The organism is Paenibacillus sp. P4_E11, from assembly GCF_056401635.1.
Genome location: NZ_JBFUIX010000024.1, coordinates 58,067 through 76,259 on the forward strand (window position 1 = coordinate 58,067; position 18,193 = coordinate 76,259).

Here is an 18,193-nt window from a genome sequence, read left to right on the forward strand (position 1 = left end):
CCCTTGAGCAAGATTTCAAGCCAACACGATCCGGAACACGGTTATCGAAGTGAGTTCAGCGCTTGATCGAGATCCTGCATGAGCGACTGTGGCTGCTCCAGTCCGATCGATAGGCGGATCAGTCCATGTGGGATACCAGTCGTTTCGGATACCTCATCGCTGATACCGATTCCTGGCAAGTTGACGAGACTTTCGAACCCGCCCCAGCTCGGACCGAGCTCAAAGTAACGTAGCTTGCGAATCATATCGGTAATCGCCTGATCGCTGCCTTTCGGCACGATGCTGAATAAGCCAGTGTAACCGGTCATTTGTTTGGCACCCAGCTCATACTGAGGATGGCTCTTGAGACCAGGGTACAGGACGCGTTCCACCATCGGATGACTTTCGAGGAAGGTCGCGATTTGCATCGTGCTCTCCTGATGCTGCTTCATCCGAACCGGCAGCGTACGCAGCCCGCGCGTGAGCAGCCAGGATTGATGAGGATCCATGTTGGAACCGAACAAGGCGCGTTCACGATGCATGATTGTCTCCATGATGGCAGATTTGCCGATCATTACACCCCCGATTATGTCGCTGTGGCCGCCCAAATATTTGGAAGCTGAATGCACTACGAGATCAATGCCATATGAGAGCGGGTTTTGATATAGCGGAGTCGCCCAGGTGTTGTCGATGACAGTGGCGATTCCACGAGACTGGGCTAGAGCTGCTACCGCCTGCAAGTCCTGCATTTCGAACAGGTGGGAGGACGGACTTTCCAGGAAAATCAACTTCGTATTAGGTAGAATGGCCTTTTCAATATCATCTATGCTTTCCGAGCGTACGAACGTGACTTCCACACCGAATGAATTCAAGTAGGAGCTTAGAAACTCGCGTGTAGGTCCATATGCGCTCCGAACACACACCACATGGCTGTCCTTGGACATCCAGTACATAATGGAGGCAGAGATGGCTCCCATACCAGAGGAGAAGCACTTGGCCGCATCGCCTTCTTCCAGAGCAGCGATTTTTTGTTCGGCGATTTCAGTCGTCGGGTTGCTGATTCGAGTGTATACATATCCATGATTCGTAGTTTTGCGCGTAAATAATGAATTTTGAAAGATTGGCGGCACGATGGCACCTAAGTATCGGTCGTAATCATCGCCTAAGTGCGCGCAAATGTCTTCTTTCGTCCATTTCTCATCGTTGTTCATGTTCATCAGGTTGGCTCCATTCGAGTATTGGATATAGGTATAGACAGTACAAAAGCGGCTTGCTATAATGATTATGTTCGAAAAAAACATTATATGTTCTATTATAACACAAATAACAAATTGAAAGGGAGTTTTGAATCATGTCTGTTACTTCAAGAATGAACCGGTTGTTTGCAGCCGACGGCAAATGTTTCGATGTTGCGATTGATCACGGATTTTTTAATGAATACTCTTTCTTATCTGGTATTGAGAATATGCAGCAAGCTATAGCTACAATCGTCGAGGCTAACCCTGATGCCATACAGTTAAGCGCCGGTCAAGCGCGGTTACTTCAGAGTATCCCCGGCAAGCAGAAGCCATCGCTTGTGCTGCGCTCCGATGTAGCTAACGTATACGGTCCGACACTGCCGAGGCATGTATTCAGCCAATTGATTCACAATCCAGTTGAACAGGCCGTGCAGCTCGATGCCGCTTGTATCGTCGTTAACGTATTCCTTATTCCGAATCAGCCGGAGTTGTACCACCAATGCATCGAGAATGTATGCAAGCTGAAGCCGGATTGCGAGAAGTACGGCATGCCTCTAATGGTGGAGCCGCTTGTCATGCTGCCGAATGAGAAAGGCGGCGCCTACATGGTAGACGGAGACATTCGCAAGATTGTCCCTCTTGTTCGTCAAGCTGTTGAATTGGGTGCGGACATCATTAAGTCGGATCCATGCGATCCCATCGAAGAGTACGTTCAAGTAATCCAAGCAGCTGGCGGCATTCCTGTTCTTCCCCGTGGAGGAGGCCGAGCACCTGATGATGTGATTTTAGCACGAACCCATGCCTTGATCCAAATGGGCGCATCTGGAATCGTATATGGCCGCAACGTGGTGCAGCATTCGAACCCGAAGAAGATGACCGAAGCATTCATGGCTATTGTTCATAATGGTGCTTCTGTGCAAGATGCTTTGAACATTTTGAACGGAGGATGTGAATCATGAACATGACCGTGAATACGAACGGTAAGAAGATCGTCCGGTTCGGTGTTATCGGTTGCGGATTGATGGGCAAGGAATTTGCAAGTGCGGCCGCTCGCTGGTGCCATTTGCAGCATATCGATTTCCAACCTGTCATCGTTGCGGTGTGCGATGCCAATCCAACTGCTGCCCAGTGGTTCGCCGATCATGTACCAACTGTGCAACTGACGACAGCCGACTACAAGGAATTGCTCGCTTCTCCTGATGTGGATGCCGTCTATTGTGCGGTTCCCCACAACCTGCATGCAGAATTATACACAGACATTATCGCCTCCGGCAAGCATCTGCTGGCTGAGAAGCCGTTCGGTATCGATGCACATGCGAACGATCGGATTCTACAAGCGATTCGGAATAACCCCGATGTACTTGTACGATGCTCATCGGAATTTCCATTCTTCCCTGGGGCTATGCAGATTGTGAAGTGGGTAGAGGAGAAGCGATTCGGACGTATTATTGAAGTGGAAGCCGGATTTTGGCATAGCAGCGATCTGGACCCGACGAAACCGATTAACTGGAAGCGGCGGATTGCCACGAATGGGGAGTACGGCTGCATGGGGGATTTGGGCATGCATGTTGTTCATTTGCCCATGCGCTTCGGTTGGAAACCAAGCTCAGTCCGTTCACTGCTGTCCAAAGTAATGACGGAGCGCCCGGATGGTAAGGGGGGGATGGCTCCTTGCGAGACATGGGACAATGCGATACTTGCTTGTGAAGTAAAGACGGAGGAGCAACAGTTTCCAATGATGCTCTCCATGAAACGGATTGCCCCGGGACACGCGAATACTTGGTTCATCCGTATTACTGGAACGGACTTCTCGGCCGAATTCTCGACCAAAAATCCGAAGCAGGTCGCATCGCTTCCATACGAGCCAGGGGGAGAGCAAGCTTGGCATGTGGTTGACGTCAATTATAGGTCGGCCTATTCTACCATTACAGGTGGTATATTCGAATTCGGGTTTTCCGATTCGATTTTACAGATGTGGGCGGCATTTTGCGACGAGGTCGTTCATCGCGATCAGATGCAACAATCTTTCCATTGTGCCACACCAGAAGAAGCTGCCGACAGCCACAAGTTATTCTCGGCTGCTCTGGAGTCGCAGCGTTGCGGAGATACGATACCACTTTCATGGGGGGATACGAATTGAAGCCGGGACCAGCTGAGGTCGTAGTGGCAGGCGTCATATGCCTCGATGTTATACCTAAGATGGAGCGACTAGCCGGGAATACAGGTTTGGAGCAGTTGTTCATTCCGGGCAAGCTGGTCAATATCGGTGCTGCTGTAACCGCCACAGGAGGTGCGGTGCCGAATACAGGCCTGGCTCTGCACCGTCTCGGTGTGCCGGTCCAGTTAATGGGTAAGATCGGCGACGACTTGTTTGGCCGGGCGGTTGCAGACTCACTGAATCGTCACGCACCGGGCATGGCCTCGAGTTTGATCGTCTCAACAGGAGAGATGACCTCTTACACCATTGTGATAAGTCCTCCTGGTGTGGACCGCGTCTTCATGCATTGTTCCGGGGCGAACGATACGTTTGCCGCTGCGGACGTGCCGTATGAACAGCTTCAACAAGCCCGTTTGTTTCACTTCGGCTACCCGCCATTGATGAAGAAGATGTATATCGATGGAGGGGAACAACTGGCTGAGATGTTCCGTACCGTGAAGGGGCTCGGGCTAACTACTTCGCTAGATATGGCAAAGCCAGACCCGGATTCACCAGCTGGACGGATAGACTGGGTGATCATGATGAAGCGAGTGCTGTCGCATGTGGACGTTTTTTTGCCAAGTTTCGAAGAATTGCTGTTCATGCTGGATCGCAACACCTATGACAATCTGGCAGACGAGCATGGCCCTGGTCAGGTGCTTAAGTATGCCACTGGGGAGATGCTCTCCGCTATCGCTGACCAGTTGCTCGAGATGGGGGCTGCGATCGTTGGGATCAAGCTCGGGGAGCATGGCTTGTACGTGAAGACGACTTCCGATCCATCTCGCATGAGAACAATCGGTGCTTGCTGGCAAGACCATTCAGGTCCGTCCTGGACCGGTATAGAGCTGATAGCCCCTTGTTATGCGGTAGAGGTCGTGGGTACGACCGGCGCTGGTGATTGCACGATTGCCGGATTTATCGCTGGGCTGCTGCAAGGGTTGCCGATGGAACGCGTGGCACTTGGTGCGGTTGCCGTCGGCGCATGCAACGTAGAGCAGGCGGATGCGACAAGCGGTGTTTCTTCGTGGGAGGCCGTTACCGATCGGATGGCAGCAGGATGGGCTCAACGTGGGATAGCGATTAACCTATCTGAACAGGATTGGCAGAAGGACGCTTCAACTGGATTGTACTTTAGGAATGATAGACCGAATGCGAGAGGGTGAAGGGACGATGAATCGCAGTCAAATGAAGCAAGCGCAAGTCCGAGCTGCTGATAGGATTCGAACCGCAGGTATCATACTAACGGAAGCGGAACAGAACGCCATTGAAGTGGCGGACTTTGGGTTGAACGACCTTGACAACCAGGGTCTGGAAATTATAACTTACATCAATACGGACCGTTATTGCGCTAAGGATCTCGTCTTGTTCTCTGGGCAAACGTGTCCCGAACACAAGCATCCGCCCGTTGGACATGATCCTGGGAAGATGGAGACGTTCCGCTGTCGGTCTGGACGGGTTCTGCTCTATGTGGAAGGAAAACCTGCTGCTCATCCGAAAGGAATTGTACCGTCTGGGAGCGAAGCTTATTATACGGTGTTTCATGAGATCGAGCTGAATCCTGGCGAACAGTACACGATTGCTCCTGGGACGCTGCATTGGTTTCAGGCTGGTAGCGAGGGTGCTGTAATATCGGAGTTCTCGAGCACGAGTCGAGACGAATTCGATATCTTCACAGATCCGCGGATACGACGAATACCTGAGACAGAAGCCAATTGAAGAAGATCAGGTAAATTGCTGTAGATAGGAGTGTCGACACGTGCATTGGAACGGTAAAGAGTGGACTAGACGGGAACTGGAAGCGCGTGTAGGCCGGCTGGAGCAGATCGGCGGCATTCGCAGGTTGCAATGGATGGAAGGAGTGGAAGCAGGCTCCGAGCACATACAAATACGTGCGGGCGCAGGTTTGTCCTATTATGTCAGCGCTTCACATGGGCTGGATATTTCGCTTGCAGAATTCCGCGGCGCCCCGCTTAGCTGGCAATCAGCGAACGGAGATACGCATCCAGCCTATTACGAGGCGGGCGGAGTGGAATGGCTTCGCACCGCCGCAGGCGGGCTGTTGATGACATGTGGGCTAACCCAGGCGGGTTCGCCCAACACGGACGAGGGCAAGGCGTTAGGGCTGCATGGACGCGCCCATCACACTCCAGCTCGTCATGTCTCTGTCTCGGGACAATGGATCGGTGACGAGTATGAGATGAAAGTGACCGGAATCGTAGAAGAAACGTTCATCTTCGGCGAGCATTTGCGTCTGATCCGTGAGATTCGCAGCAGGCTTGGCGAGAATCGGATTATGATCCGTGACACCGTTGAGAACCTCGGGTTCCAGACTTGTCCGCATATGATGCTGTACCATTTCAACTTCGGCTTCCCGCTTATGCAGGAGAGTACCAGAATCACGATGCCTTCAACAGCCATTACGGCCAAAGATGCGACGATGCCGATTGACGGCTATGACCGTTGGCAGGCACCTGATCCCTCTTATGCTGAGCGGGTATACTATCATCAAGTGACATCCGATTCGCAAGGCTGGGCGCATGCCAAGATCGAGAGTCCGGACTTCCCTGCAACGGAGCAAGGAATTACAGTAGACTTGTCCTGGTCGACCGAGAATCTCCCTCGTCTCGTTCAATGGTACATGCCAGGCGCAGGTTCTTACGTTCTCGGCATTGAACCTGCCAACTGTCATGTCGGCGGTCGGGCCGATGAAAGAGCCAGGGAGACCTTGTTCATGCTGGAACCTGGCAACTCGGTTACATATGAGCTGCAATTGGAAATCGGACCGGTAGGGGAGCGCATATCATGAAGCCCAAATTAAACGAACGGCAGGAACTTATCCTGGCGCTTCTGAATGAAACAGGCGAGATCAAGATTACGGCGCTTAGCAAGCAGTTTCAAGTGACGGAAATGACCATACGTCGCGATCTGGAGAAGCTCGAGCAGCTGACGCTGTTATATCGAACGCTTGGCGGTGCCATATCGTCGACAGCGGTAGACTTGCCTCTCGGAGAGAGGTCCCATGTGTTGACCGAAGAGAAATCAGCTATCGGTCGAATGGCAGCACAACTGATCCAGCCAGGAGAAGCTGTGTTCCTCGATGCGGGTACTACAACACTGCATGTCGCCAGGCGTATCGCCAAAGGCAGCGATATTACGGTCGTGACGAATGCGCTTAATGTGGCTGCGGAGCTGAATGGCAAGCATATTCAGACTATCGTTGTGGGCGGCATTGTAAGGGATGCTACTTCATCGCTCGTGGGTCCGTTCGCGGAAGAAATCATTCAGAAGATGGCGTTTGATCGAGTTTTCCTAGGAGCATCCGGCTTTACGCTCGAGCATGGCTTCAGCAACTCCAATGTGTTCGAAGCGGAGCTGAAGCGCATCGTTCTGACGAAGGCAGCCGAAGTTATTATGGTTATGGACCATACGAAATTCGGCCATCAGTCATTAGCCTCGTTCGCCAGGCTGAATCAAGTAAGCCGGATCATTACAGATGCGGAGCCGTCTGAAGCTATTAACGAAGCTTGCCTGGAAGCCGGAGTGAAAGTGATGGTGGCAGAAGTCGATAGTTTCTTAGCTGAGCGGGACCTCAATTAGGGGACGAATACGAATAAGACTCCCTTCGGCGCTGCACAGCAGGCGAGGAGAGTCTATATCAACATGGCTGCGTTATTGGCCTGCTAATGCGTCACAGAAGGATTTAGCATAGGGCGGCAGATCGGGCGGGCGACGAGCCGATACGATATTCCCATCGACAACAACGGCTTCGTCGTACCAAGTGGCTCCAGCGTTCTCCATATCATCGCGAATGCCTGGCGTTGAAGTTACCTTGCGCCCTTGCAATATTTTGGCCGAGATCAGCACCCAACCTGCATGGCAGATTTGACCGATCGGTTTACTGGCCGCATCCATCTCTTGAATCAATTGCAGCACTTTGCCATACCTTCTCAGCTTGTCCGGCGCCCATCCACCAGGAACGAGTATGCCATCGTAATCCGCGCTATCTACTTCATCGAAGGATAGTTCCGCGACAGCAGGTACTCCGTATTTCCCCACGTACGTTTTGCCCTTCTCATGACCGACGAGATGAACGACCGCCCCTTCCTCGCGAGCCCGATAGATCGGGTACCACAACTCCAAATCCTCAAACTCTTCGTCAACGAGGCATATGACTTTCTTCCCAGCTAATCGCACGGATGAATTCCTCCTTAATTATGCTTCATTCCATATTTCTAAACATCATCCCCTATTGTACCATAATTCAAATGGATAGATTTTTATCGAGACATTGGTCATAATGATAGATGATTATTTCTTGATAGAGTGGGAGATGGTAGGCATGAACCGGGCGATGCGAATGTTGCCGGCTATCGTATGTATGGCTGTTATTTATTATTTGTCGAATCAGACCGGGGACGATCTGGGTTCGTTGCTCCCTTATTTTCAAAAACTATTTCCAGCCTTGAAGAGCTTTGACGCGGGCCATTTCGTTGCCTACTTCATTCTCGCCTTGACGTATTACTTGGCGCTCTTTCCACGCTCGATCCATCCTTGGGGCAAAGTGCTCGTCATTGTGCTGTGCCTGCTCTACGGAGTATCCGACGAGTACCACCAATCGTTTGTAGCCGACCGTTCCCCTGACGTGAAAGATCTGCGCAATGACGGGATCGGAGCAACGATAGCGATGCTAGTGCTGATCATTCCGGCGATCGATCGTCAGATTAGAAAACGGTTCCTCTCATAGCAAAAAATACTATCCGCGCGCGGAAGGAGAATGGGAAGTTGAAGTAGAATATATTACTTCAAAAGGCGGATACATTACGGTGTTTTTTTACTGCTGAGAAGGAGTGGGCGATAGTGCAGAAGCACTGCAAGTGCGGGGAAACGATGGTCGTTCGTTTGCGCACCGTTATTTTTCAAAACAAGGTCGAGATCGAGAATGTGCCGATTTATTCGTGCGAGGCATGTCAACGAACAGAAGTGTTCCCACCTGTGAAGCCGGAATTGACCGGATTTATCAAGACGCTGGGACATGAGCCGGAGAAGAAGCAAGTGTATTTCAACGAGATCTCCGAGCTGGCACATCTCATGCATGAAGTGACGAATAAGGAAAATATACATAGCGCTGTGGAATCCATCATCGAAGAACGGATCAACGAACTTCTTGACTTGCTGATCCTTGCCCAATCGCTGGAAGATCGCGAGTGGATGGAGGATGTACGCCACCGGCTATCACAGATCACTAGTCATGTGACGACTGCTTACGATTTCTCCTAACTACTTTTTTTGTCGAATAAAGCTGACGTGCCGACGACGCCTGTTAGCTTTTTTTTTGTTTTTTTGTTAGTATCGAAGTAATAGATTTTGCGAGCATTCAGGAATGTTGGAGAGGTGGTTATCTTAATGGTGGAAGTTACCCAGTTAGAATCCGAGAAACAGTGGTTGCAGTTGTTGCAGACGAGCAAGGAGCAGCCGGTTTGTGTGTTGAAGCACAGCACCCGTTGTCCGATTAGTTCGGCAGCCTATGAGCAATGGAATACGTACATAGCCAAGGCTCCGAACGAAGAAGTGGAATATGCACTCGTACTCGTTGTAGAGGACAGGCCAGTGTCCAACCTAATTGCCGAATCGCTAGATGTGAAGCATGAATCTCCACAGTTAATCCTGGTTAAGCAAGGGAAAGCTGTAGCGCATACTTCACATTGGCATATTACCGAGGACAAGCTGAACGAATTGTTGAAATAGGGACTGTAGCCGATCGATATTGGTCTGGAAAAATGGAAATGAATTGAAAATGTATTGGTTTTCATTGCTTTACATTCCCATTTGTCGTATCATCTATATGAAACCTGTACACTTACACGATGATTTCAACCTTTAAATATTGGAGTAGATGAACGTGACCGTTACCATTTATGATGTTGCAAGAGAAGCCGGCGTTTCCATGGCAACCGTATCTCGTGTTGTGAACAACAACCCGAATGTCAAACCTCAGACGCGTAAGAAAGTGTTCGAAGCGATCGAGCGACTCGGATATCGCCCTAATGCTGTGGCCAGAGGATTGGCCAGCAAGAAGACGACCACAGTTGGCGTCGTAATTCCGGATATATCGAACTCGATATTTTCCGAAGTGGCGCGGGGGATAGAAGATATCGCCAACATGTACCACTACAATATTATTTTGTGTAATGCCGATAAGAAGAAGGACAAGGAAATTCGCGTAATCAACACGCTACTGGAGAAGCAAGTGGATGGTCTCCTGTTCATGGGTGGGACGGTAACGGAAGAGCATCTTCAAGCCTTCAAGACGTCTTCTGTACCGATCGTCCTCTGCGGAACGACTGCGGAGAATACAACCATTCCTTCGGTCGACATTGATCATGAATCCGCAGCTTACGATGCGGTGAAGCTATTGCTTAACGATGGTCATCGTCGCATTGGCATGATCAGCGGTACGTTGCAGGATCCTGCCAATGGCTTCGCTCGTTATCAGGGCTATAAGAAGGCGTTGGAGGAGGCTGGTATCTCGGTTCAGGACGAGTTGGTCCGGATTGGGAATTACCGCTATGAATCTGGCGTAGAAGTGATGAAGTACTTCCTTGAATTACCGGACAAGCCCACAGCAATATTCGCCGCAACGGATGAGATGGCGATCGGCGCGATACACGCTATACAAGACAATGGCTTGAACGTGCCGTCTGATATTTCGGTTATCAGTGTGGACAATGCTCGGATGGCTTCCATGGTAAGGCCGCAGCTGACGACCGTTGCTCAGCCGATGTATGATATCGGCGCGGTCTCTATGAGGCTCTTGACTAAGCTTATGAACAAAGAGTCGGTGGAAATGTCGCGTGTGACACTTCCTCATGAAATCATCAAACGGAAATCGGTGGCTCATTTATAATGAGCCTCTTTTCTTGGGTAAAAGGAGAATTGTGCATATGGGTTGGAGCAAAATTGGCTTGATCGGGGCCATGCTGGAAGAAATCGAATTGATTGAAGCGAAGCTTGAGAACTTGCAAGTCACAGAGAAGGCCGGGATTCGCTTCATGGAAGGCAGCATTCATGGCAAGCAAGTCGTGCTCTGCAAGTCTGGAGTGGGCAAGGTGAACGCAGCTGTATGCACACAAGTGCTGATCGACCGTTTCGGTGTGGATGCGATTGTGTTCACGGGTGTTGCCGGAGCGCTCGACCCTGCACTGAACATCGGCGACATCGTCATCTCCACAGACTGCCAGCAGCACGATGTGGACGCATCTCCGCTGGGCTTCCCGCGCGGGACGATTCCGTTCGCTGAACATTCGGTGTTCCCGGCGGATTCGAAGCTGGTCGACATTGCAATGGTGGCGAGTGGGATCGGTTTCGAAGGACGCGCCGTGAAAGGCCGCGTGCTGTCGGGCGATCAGTTCATCGCGAGCCGTGATACGGTGAAGTTACTGCATGAGGAGCTGCAGGGCGCTTGTACCGAGATGGAAGGGGCCGCAGTCGCACAAGTATGCACCATGAACAGTATTCCATTCGTGGTCATCCGTTCGATGTCAGATAAGGCCGACGGGTCGGCACATGTGAACTTCGCGGAGTTCACCCAGCTCGCGGCGCGACACTCCAGCAGCATCGTGGAAGAGATGATGAAGCGGGTGTAACGGAATCATATTTGTCTTGTGGATATGAATAAGGAGCTACTTCGGCGGGCTAAAGACCGTCGGGTAGCTCCTTTGTTGTGTTGATTGGTTTGTGACTTTGTTCATTTGTCTCGCGGCAAATAAAGCATCGCAATTTCCTTCGTCTGGCGGTTCTTCTCCTCGATCTTGCTGCGTCGCGGCATCGGTTCCCAGTCCTGAACCGCATCTAGCCACGTATGCGGCAGTGGAACCGGGCTCTCAGGTGTCCAGGCTTGCAGCCAAGCCTCCGGCAGCGGAAGCAGCGGCTCGCGCTCCAACTGGGCGATGAGAGGGTGATCGGTCATCGCTAGCCAGAGCAGGCTCCAGGCTCGCGGTACGACGCGCCAGATGTCGTATCCGCCGCCGCCAAGGGCAACCCATCGGCCGCCGCAGTGTTCATGCGCCAACCGATGAATATACAGCGGCATCTCGCGGTAGATGCGCATGCTGCAGTGGGTATGCGCCAGCGGGTCGAACGCATGTGCGTCGCAGCCATGCTGGCTCACGATGATGTCGGGCTTGAAGAAGCGGACGACGCCGTCGAGTACTTCGTGGAAGCACTCCAACCAGGAGTCATCCTCTGTATAAGGCTCTAGCGGGACGTTGAACGAATAACCGAACCCATCATCAGTCCCGCGCTCATTCACCGCCCCAGTACCTGGGAACAAATATTTGCCCGTCTGGTGGATAGAGAACGTGCACACTTCCGGGTCGGAGTAAAAGGACCACTGTACCCCGTCACCATGATGGACGTCTGTATCCAGATACAGCACTCTGGCGCCATACTGGCGTCGAATGTGGGCGATCGCGACAGAAGCGTCATTGTACACACAAAATCCTGATCCCTTGCTATGCATGGCATGGTGCAGTCCGCCACCCAAGTGAAGCGCATGTGGCGCCGCTCCAGTCATGACTGCATCTGCTGCTGCAATCGATCCACCGACTATCAGGCTTGTCGCCTCGTGCATATTCTCGAAGAAAGGCGTGTCTTCGGTGTCCAAGCCGTATCGCTCAGCGGATTTAACCGTTTCTGGCGACGGGTGGGGCAGGCTGAGTGCTTTTACAACGTCTACATAGGCAGCAGCGTGTGCGAGATGAATATCCTGCTCGCTCGCCGTCTCGTGTTGGATCAGCTGGGCGTCTGTCAAGGCGTTCTCTTTACGAAGCAAGTCCATAGTTAGGACGATCCGTTTTTGATTAAACGGATGCATGTCGTTAAAGCGGTATTGCAGTGCTTGATCATGATACACAAAAACCGCATCTTTGCTCATGACAACTCCCGGTTCCTTTCGTTATGGGTTGCATTCCACTTAGTACATAAAGCGCTGATGAAACCGAATCGTATCGAATCGTTCGACAGAAGCGAGCGGGACATGCTTACCGATGCGGACCATTAAGCAATTAGCAGGATGGGAGCATATTTCCGGGTCATCGGTCGCGAACCAGATCATGTCCACGGACTTCATTAATTGTTCCATCATTCTACGATAATCCCATACGTTGGATAGTGAGCCCTTCAAATCCCAGTGCCAGTAGTACTCCGTCGTGAATACAATCATATGTTCCAGCTGATCTTCGAGAAAGGCAAGTTGAATCAATTTCTTGCCAATTCCAAGACAGCGATACGCGTCTGCTACTTCAATGGCTCCAAGCTCGACAAGATCCTCCATATTGCCTTCTGACCACCGTTCCATGTCATCGGGATAATGGAAGGTGACGTAACCTACAATAACATTGTCGTGACGGGCTAGCACGATTCTGCCTTCTACCAACTCAGCAATTTCTACTAAGGCCGCGTGCTGTTCCTTCGGGCGACGAAACGCGTCCAGATCTGGGTGCATCTGCAGCGTGCGAAGATGTTCGCTCGAAACAGGACCTTCCACAACAATGGTAGATTCTCCATGAGCGAATTGTTCGGCATGATAAATTTTGATGTGTTCCATGGCGATCATCTCCTTTCGGGCGCATAGATCCGTTCCAAACAACATCCATTAAGCTACTTATAACAAACTTAAGGGAGAATGAAAAGGAAATAGTCGAATATAAGTGATTATGTTATAATAGACATGCCACAAAATGTCCAAATTTATTAAGCAGCACTTGCTCATATACCTAACGGAGCTAGGCTAGCCTCATTGTAAGCGCTTGAAATAGTAGAGAAATCGCACGATGTACAAGAAAGAGGAGGAGAATGTGGGATGCAAGGGGAAACCGAATTGATCGAAGCTACAGCAACAAATTCCAATCTAACTAATTATGAGGACGCACGCGACACGTTTAAGTGGGAAGACATCGAGAAGCAGTTCAGCTGGTACACAACCGGCAAGGTGAATATGGCTTACGAGGCCATTGACCGTCACGCTGAATCCAACCGCCGCGATAAAGTTGCCTTGTACTACAGCGATGCTACCCGCGATGAGAAATATACGTTTGCCGAAATGAAAGCGAATTCCGATAAGTTCGGGGACGTGCTGCGCAAGCTCGGAATCGGCAAGGGTGACCGAATCTTCATCTTCATGCCACGTACGCCGGAGCTATACTTCGCGCTGCTCGGCTCGCTCAAGGTCGGGGCTATTGTTGGGCCGCTATTCGAAGCGTTCATGGAGACAGCCGTTCGCGATCGTCTCGAAGATAGTGAAGCCGTTGCCATCATCACGACGCCATCGCAATTGCCACGTGTTCCTGTCAGTGAGTTGCCGAACCTGAAGCATGTTATTCTGGTCGGGAATGATGTGGATGCTTCCGCACCAGGCCAAGTCAACTATCAACAAGAGATGGCTGCCGCGTCCGATTCGCTCAACATCGAGTGGCTGGACCGCGAAGATGGCCTTATTCTGCACTATACATCTGGTTCCACAGGTAAGCCTAAGGGCGTGTTCCATGCGCAGAATGCGATGATCCAGCATTACTACACAGGTCGTATCGTACTTGATCTGCAGGAAGACGATGTGTACTGGTGTACCGCCGACCCAGGTTGGGTTACGGGAACGTCATACGGGATATTCGCTCCATGGCTGAATGGTGCGACGAATGTCGTTCGTGGTGGCCGCTTCAGCCCGCAAGACTGGTACAACACCTTGCAACGCTACGGCGTAACCGTCTGGTACAGTGCACCGACTGCGTTCCGCATGCTGATGGGCGCAGGCGACGATGTCGTGAAGCAATATGATTTGTCCAAGGTACGTCACGTGCTGAGCGTAGGCGAGCCGCTTAACCCGGAAGTCGTACGTTGGGGTATGAAAGTATACAACAAACGTATTCATGATACATGGTGGATGACGGAAACCGGAGGTCAACTGATCTGCAACTATCCAGCGATGGCGATCAAGCCAGGCTCGATGGGCCGTCCGATTCCGGGCGTGGATGCTGCGATCGTCGACGACGAAGGCAACGTACTGCCGCCGTATCGGATGGGCAATCTGGCGATCAAGACGCCATGGCCGTCAATGATGCGCAAGATCTGGAACAATCCTTCGAAGTATGCGGAGTACTTCCGTCTCGAAGGCTGGTACGTGTCCGGCGACTCCGCTTACATGGACGAAGATGGCTACTTCTGGTTCCAGGGTCGCGTCGACGATGTAATCAACACGGCTGGCGAGCGCGTCGGACCGTTTGAAGTCGAGAGTAAGCTTGTCGAGCATCCAGCCGTAGCCGAAGCCGGCGTCATCGGCAAGCCTGACCCGCTGCGAGGCGAAGTAATCAAAGCGTTCATCTCGCTCCGCGAAGGCTTCACACCGTCCGACGAACTGAAGGCGGACATCGCCAAGTTCGTCAAGGAAGGGCTGTCCGCGCATGCTGCGCCGCGTGAGATCGAGTTCAAGGATAAGCTGCCGAAGACGCGCAGCGGCAAGATTATGCGCCGCGTGCTGAAGGCGTGGGAGCTCGGATTGCCGACAGGCGACCTGTCCACAATCGAAGATTAAGTAGAAGAGGCCTGTCTGGTATACACACCAGACAGGCCTCTTTCAACGATTCAGAAAGTAAAACTTCGCTGTTTGTTCATCGTCACGATAAAACACGGCGTCAAAGGACGCCGTTAGGCGTTTATCCTTGTGCATTACTTCTTGTATTGCACCGACTTCGAAGGGGCTGATTCGCCTTTGCTGTTCGTAGCTGTTACACGATACCAGCCGTCGTACAGGATGGCGTAGTAGTTCACTTTATTCGTACTGGACGATTGAAGCTTCGAGAAGGTTCCATTCTCTTTATCACTATAATAAATGTCATATCGTTTCACTTCTTCACTGGCGGCACTAGCCGCCCAGCTGATCTCCAGTCCGCCGCTCGTTGGCTTGAGCGTTAGGCTGCGGGGAGCGACAGGAACAGCCTTATTGCCTCCTGATGGAGCTGGAGAAGGCGTGCTGCCAGCTCCTGTTCCCGTTCCCGTTCCTGGAGAAGTTCCAGGTCCCGTTCCGCTAGTCCCTGTGCTACCAGTTCCCGTCCCGCTACTGGTTCCAGCTCCGCCCGGGATTCCCAGATTGTCAATCTGTGCAATATCGCCGGAATGGCCATCGGAGTACACAACCCGGCTTGGCGACGATTCTTTACCCACGATATCGACAGCGGTCACATAGTAGCCGACCAACCCCTGTGTAGCGGGTTTATCGCTTATCTTCGCATCTTGCCCAATCAACGCGACTTTCCCGTTCAATCGTTGGAACCCATTAGCATCACTGGACCGATACAAGCGATATCCAGCTATATCAGGGTTACMTACTGGTTGGAATGCAATATCATACCCACCGTCTGCAGCCCGTTGCAGGGTGACACCAGCAGGAGCAGTTGGCTTCTGCCCGTCATCAGCACGCGGATCTTCTATCGAAGCGGCATCATTCTGGTAATCCTGCGGGTAGTAATGAACGATATTTTGCCGATTGTCCGCAGGCAGTTGAACTAGAACGTCTTCGATTTCTTTGATAATCTGCGCGATTGGCTTCTGGCGACGGACCACAAGCTGTTCTTGTACCAGATCGCTAGGTGTCTCCGGCTTCGGTAAGTAAACATTGCCGTCAAACGCTACGAATTTCTGGTGCACTAGCACATTGTCTTCTTCGGTTGGAATAAACCTTTTGTTGAATATATCTTTATTCAGTTTGCCTGCTCTAATCGTTTCCTCACTCGGCAGCTTCCCAGAATATCCGGAAACCGTCATATCCACGATGTTGGCAGGTCGTGCAAATTGTTTGGTAACGAATAGTTCAGGTTTGTTCTCGATAGTGGCGGTCATCACCTTGGAAAATATTTTCATCGCTCGTTGCGTCCCACATCCGGGTTCGCTGGTGCTGCAGCCTGTTTTTGACAGCGAGTTTTTCTGCGTGTCATAGCCGGCCCACACTCCGAACGTAATATCCGGCGTATAGCCGACGAACCATGCATCCCCATCATTCTGGGTAGAGCCGGTCTTGCCGACAACGGGATCGGTCTTGAAATGCTTGTAGTCCCTCATAACAGTGGTCGCCGTACCAGATGTGATGACGGTTCGCATCATATCAGTCATCAGGAAGGCGGTTTCCTCAGAAAACACGGTGGATGGTTTCAGCTTGTGCTCATACACCACTTTTCCTTCGGCATCCGTAATCTTGCTAATCATGAACGCATCGTTAAATATTCCTTTGTTCGCGATGGTCGTGTATGCATTTGTCATTTCTTCGACGGACACACCATCCGATAAGCCTCCGATAACGCCGGTCTGTGCATTGTAATCGTCCTTGGTGATGGAGGTGATTCCCATCTTCTTGGCGTAATCCCATGCTGTATCGATGCCAACTTCGTTCAAGAACAGCTTGATCGCCGGTATGTTATAGGACATATTCAAGGCGGTACGTGCGGTAACCAAACCATGGAAATCATTATCCCAGTTCTCAGGCAAATGGAATTTCTTCACCCAATCCTTCAATATCAGAGGCACGTCGTCGATAACGGTAGCTGGCTGGATAACACCCTTCTCGATAGCTGGAACGTAGGCTGCTATTGGCTTCATGGTCGATCCGGGCTGTCGCTTCATCTGGGTAGCCAAGTTCAACTGTTCGATGAAAAAGTTACGGCCTTCAATCATTCCAAGAATCGCACCAGTTTTGTTATCAATCATCATACCGGCGACTTGCTCGACACCCTTTACTTTATCGTCAGCCGTGAAGTTTTTCGGATTATCCGAGATCAGGTGCATCTGTTCATAAATCACTTTGTCAATCGTCGTGTAAATCCGGTACCCGTTGCGAAGAAGCTGTTCACGGGATTCCTTAAGTGCTTCGGCGTATTGCTCCTGTTCTTTCTTCGTACCGGTTTTCAAGTTCGGACTGTTCAAGTTGAGCAGTATTTCCGATGCCTTCCGCTCGGACTCCAACATTAGATACGGGTATGTATCGTACGCTTTCTCCGCAGGAGGGGCGAGTGTGGGCTGAACGTCGAATTTGAGCGCTTCCTCATACTGGCTCTGGGTCAGCTTGCCCGTCTCGAACATCCGCTTCAATACGAGTTCTTTGCGATTGTTCGCTTTATCAAATCCGACCTTGTCGAACTTGCCCTTGCTTGTAAAAGCGGAATAAGAGCTTGGCTGTTGCGGCAATCCGGCCAAGTAAGCGGCTTGGGCCACATGCAGCTGGTTGAGATCGTCTACGTTAAATATCCCTTTGGCAGCAGCCTTAATTCCAGACAAATTCGTACCGTTGGAGCCGTTACCGAATGGAATTTTATTCAGGTAAGCGAGTAATATTTGTTCCTTCGACATGAGTCGTTCAAGCCGAAGTGACAAGAAAATTTCTTTGGCTTTGCGGTTATCGCTGCGGTCGAGGTTCAAGAACACCCGACGGGCCAGCTGTTGGGTGATGGTGCTTCCGCCAGTCTGAACATCGGCTTTGGTCAACTTCTGCGAAACGGCACGAAGGGTACCCTTGAAATCTATGCCAGAGTGCTCAAAGAATCGATAGTCCTCAATAGCTACTACCGCGTTGCGAACCGTTTCCGGAAGCTCATCGGTGCCGATTATTCGACGATCTTCATCTGAGCGAAGCTGGCCGACCGGTGATCCGTCATTGAAATAAACGAACCCGGTAAGGTCGTTCTCGCTTATCTTCTCAAGTATGTAATCCCCGCTGCGTACCGGGTCGTCCTTGACC

At 51.3% G+C, this 18,193-nt stretch carries 17 protein-coding genes; 12 read left to right on the forward strand and 5 right to left on the reverse strand.

Annotated elements, in window-relative coordinates:
- Window positions 1-41: 41 nt before the first annotated feature.
- Window positions 42-1,196 carry a trans-sulfuration enzyme family protein gene (locus AC1DWB_RS12115; RefSeq protein WP_477541316.1) on the reverse strand — a complete coding sequence of 385 codons (1,155 nt, stop codon included), beginning with the start codon at window positions 1,194-1,196 and terminating at the stop codon, window positions 42-44.
- Between the two features lie 134 nt (window positions 1,197-1,330).
- On the opposite strand from AC1DWB_RS12115, the gene AC1DWB_RS12120 reads away from it, so the two are divergent.
- Genes AC1DWB_RS12120 through AC1DWB_RS12145 form a run of 6 tightly spaced genes read left to right on the forward strand, consistent with a single transcriptional unit; the run spans window position 1,331 to window position 7,014 of the window.
- On the forward strand, window positions 1,331-2,176 hold the full coding sequence (locus AC1DWB_RS12120; RefSeq protein WP_477541317.1) for a class I fructose-bisphosphate aldolase: 846 nt from the start codon (window positions 1,331-1,333) through the stop codon (window positions 2,174-2,176).
- Window positions 2,173-3,357 carry a Gfo/Idh/MocA family protein gene (locus tag AC1DWB_RS12125; protein ID WP_477541318.1) on the forward strand — a complete coding sequence of 395 codons (1,185 nt, stop codon included), beginning with the start codon at window positions 2,173-2,175 and terminating at the stop codon, window positions 3,355-3,357. Before AC1DWB_RS12120 ends, AC1DWB_RS12125 begins: the two co-directional genes overlap by 4 nt.
- Entirely contained in the window at window positions 3,354-4,580 is a 1,227-nt protein-coding gene (locus tag AC1DWB_RS12130; protein WP_477541319.1) for a carbohydrate kinase family protein, read from the forward strand. Before AC1DWB_RS12125 ends, AC1DWB_RS12130 begins: the two co-directional genes overlap by 4 nt.
- 7 nt (window positions 4,581-4,587) lie before the next feature.
- Window positions 4,588-5,133 (forward strand): D-lyxose/D-mannose family sugar isomerase, encoded by a 546-nt coding sequence (locus AC1DWB_RS12135; RefSeq protein ID WP_477541320.1) that lies wholly within the window; start codon window positions 4,588-4,590, stop codon window positions 5,131-5,133.
- Between the two features lie 40 nt (window positions 5,134-5,173).
- Window positions 5,174-6,223, forward strand: a complete 1,050-nt coding sequence (locus tag AC1DWB_RS12140; protein ID WP_477541321.1) for an aldose 1-epimerase family protein — start codon at window positions 5,174-5,176, stop codon at window positions 6,221-6,223.
- Window positions 6,220-7,014 carry a DeoR/GlpR family DNA-binding transcription regulator gene (locus tag AC1DWB_RS12145; RefSeq protein ID WP_477541322.1) on the forward strand — a complete coding sequence of 265 codons (795 nt, stop codon included), beginning with the start codon at window positions 6,220-6,222 and terminating at the stop codon, window positions 7,012-7,014. The genes AC1DWB_RS12140 and AC1DWB_RS12145 overlap by 4 nt, the downstream gene beginning before the upstream one ends.
- 72 nt (window positions 7,015-7,086) lie before the next feature.
- Here the strand turns inward: AC1DWB_RS12145 and AC1DWB_RS12150 are convergent, their stop codons facing one another.
- The gene (locus AC1DWB_RS12150) at window positions 7,087-7,611 is read right to left on the reverse strand and encodes a type 1 glutamine amidotransferase domain-containing protein (protein WP_477541323.1); all 525 of its coding nucleotides are present in this window, start codon (window positions 7,609-7,611) and stop codon (window positions 7,087-7,089) included.
- A 145-nt stretch (window positions 7,612-7,756) separates the two neighbouring features.
- On the opposite strand from AC1DWB_RS12150, the gene AC1DWB_RS12155 reads away from it, so the two are divergent.
- The 5 genes from AC1DWB_RS12155 (at window position 7,757) to AC1DWB_RS12175 (ending at window position 11,060) form a co-directional block, all read left to right on the forward strand.
- Window positions 7,757-8,161, forward strand: coding sequence for a VanZ family protein (locus AC1DWB_RS12155; RefSeq protein WP_477541324.1), 405 nt, complete (start codon window positions 7,757-7,759; stop codon window positions 8,159-8,161).
- Window positions 8,162-8,274: 113 nt separating this feature from the next.
- The gene (locus tag AC1DWB_RS12160) at window positions 8,275-8,694 is read left to right on the forward strand and encodes a hypothetical protein (protein ID WP_477541325.1); all 420 of its coding nucleotides are present in this window, start codon (window positions 8,275-8,277) and stop codon (window positions 8,692-8,694) included.
- Window positions 8,695-8,820: 126 nt separating this feature from the next.
- Window positions 8,821-9,162 (forward strand): bacillithiol system redox-active protein YtxJ, encoded by a 342-nt coding sequence (gene ytxJ, locus AC1DWB_RS12165; RefSeq protein ID WP_477541326.1) that lies wholly within the window; start codon window positions 8,821-8,823, stop codon window positions 9,160-9,162.
- Window positions 9,163-9,316: 154 nt separating this feature from the next.
- Entirely contained in the window at window positions 9,317-10,321 is a 1,005-nt protein-coding gene (gene ccpA / locus AC1DWB_RS12170; protein WP_477541327.1) for a catabolite control protein A, read from the forward strand.
- Between the two features lie 37 nt (window positions 10,322-10,358).
- Complete coding sequence (locus tag AC1DWB_RS12175; protein WP_477541328.1) at window positions 10,359-11,060, forward strand: 5'-methylthioadenosine/adenosylhomocysteine nucleosidase; 702 nt, start codon at window positions 10,359-10,361, stop codon at window positions 11,058-11,060.
- A gap of 101 nt (window positions 11,061-11,161) precedes the next feature.
- Here AC1DWB_RS12175 and AC1DWB_RS12180 read toward each other — a convergent pair whose 3' ends face one another.
- Entirely contained in the window at window positions 11,162-12,349 is a 1,188-nt protein-coding gene (locus AC1DWB_RS12180) for an acetoin utilization protein AcuC (protein ID WP_477541329.1), read from the reverse strand.
- Between the two features lie 39 nt (window positions 12,350-12,388).
- Window positions 12,389-13,021, reverse strand: coding sequence for a GNAT family N-acetyltransferase (locus tag AC1DWB_RS12185; RefSeq protein WP_477541330.1), 633 nt, complete (start codon window positions 13,019-13,021; stop codon window positions 12,389-12,391).
- A 255-nt stretch (window positions 13,022-13,276) separates the two neighbouring features.
- Here AC1DWB_RS12185 and acsA point away from each other — a divergent pair, with 255 nt between their 5' ends.
- The gene (acsA, locus tag AC1DWB_RS12190) at window positions 13,277-15,001 is read left to right on the forward strand and encodes an acetate--CoA ligase (RefSeq protein WP_477541331.1); all 1,725 of its coding nucleotides are present in this window, start codon (window positions 13,277-13,279) and stop codon (window positions 14,999-15,001) included.
- A 134-nt stretch (window positions 15,002-15,135) separates the two neighbouring features.
- On the opposite strand, the gene AC1DWB_RS12195 is transcribed toward acsA, so the two are convergent.
- Window positions 15,136-18,193, reverse strand: a 3,058-nt coding sequence (locus tag AC1DWB_RS12195) for a transglycosylase domain-containing protein (protein WP_477541332.1), incomplete at its 5' end; no start/stop codon positions are given.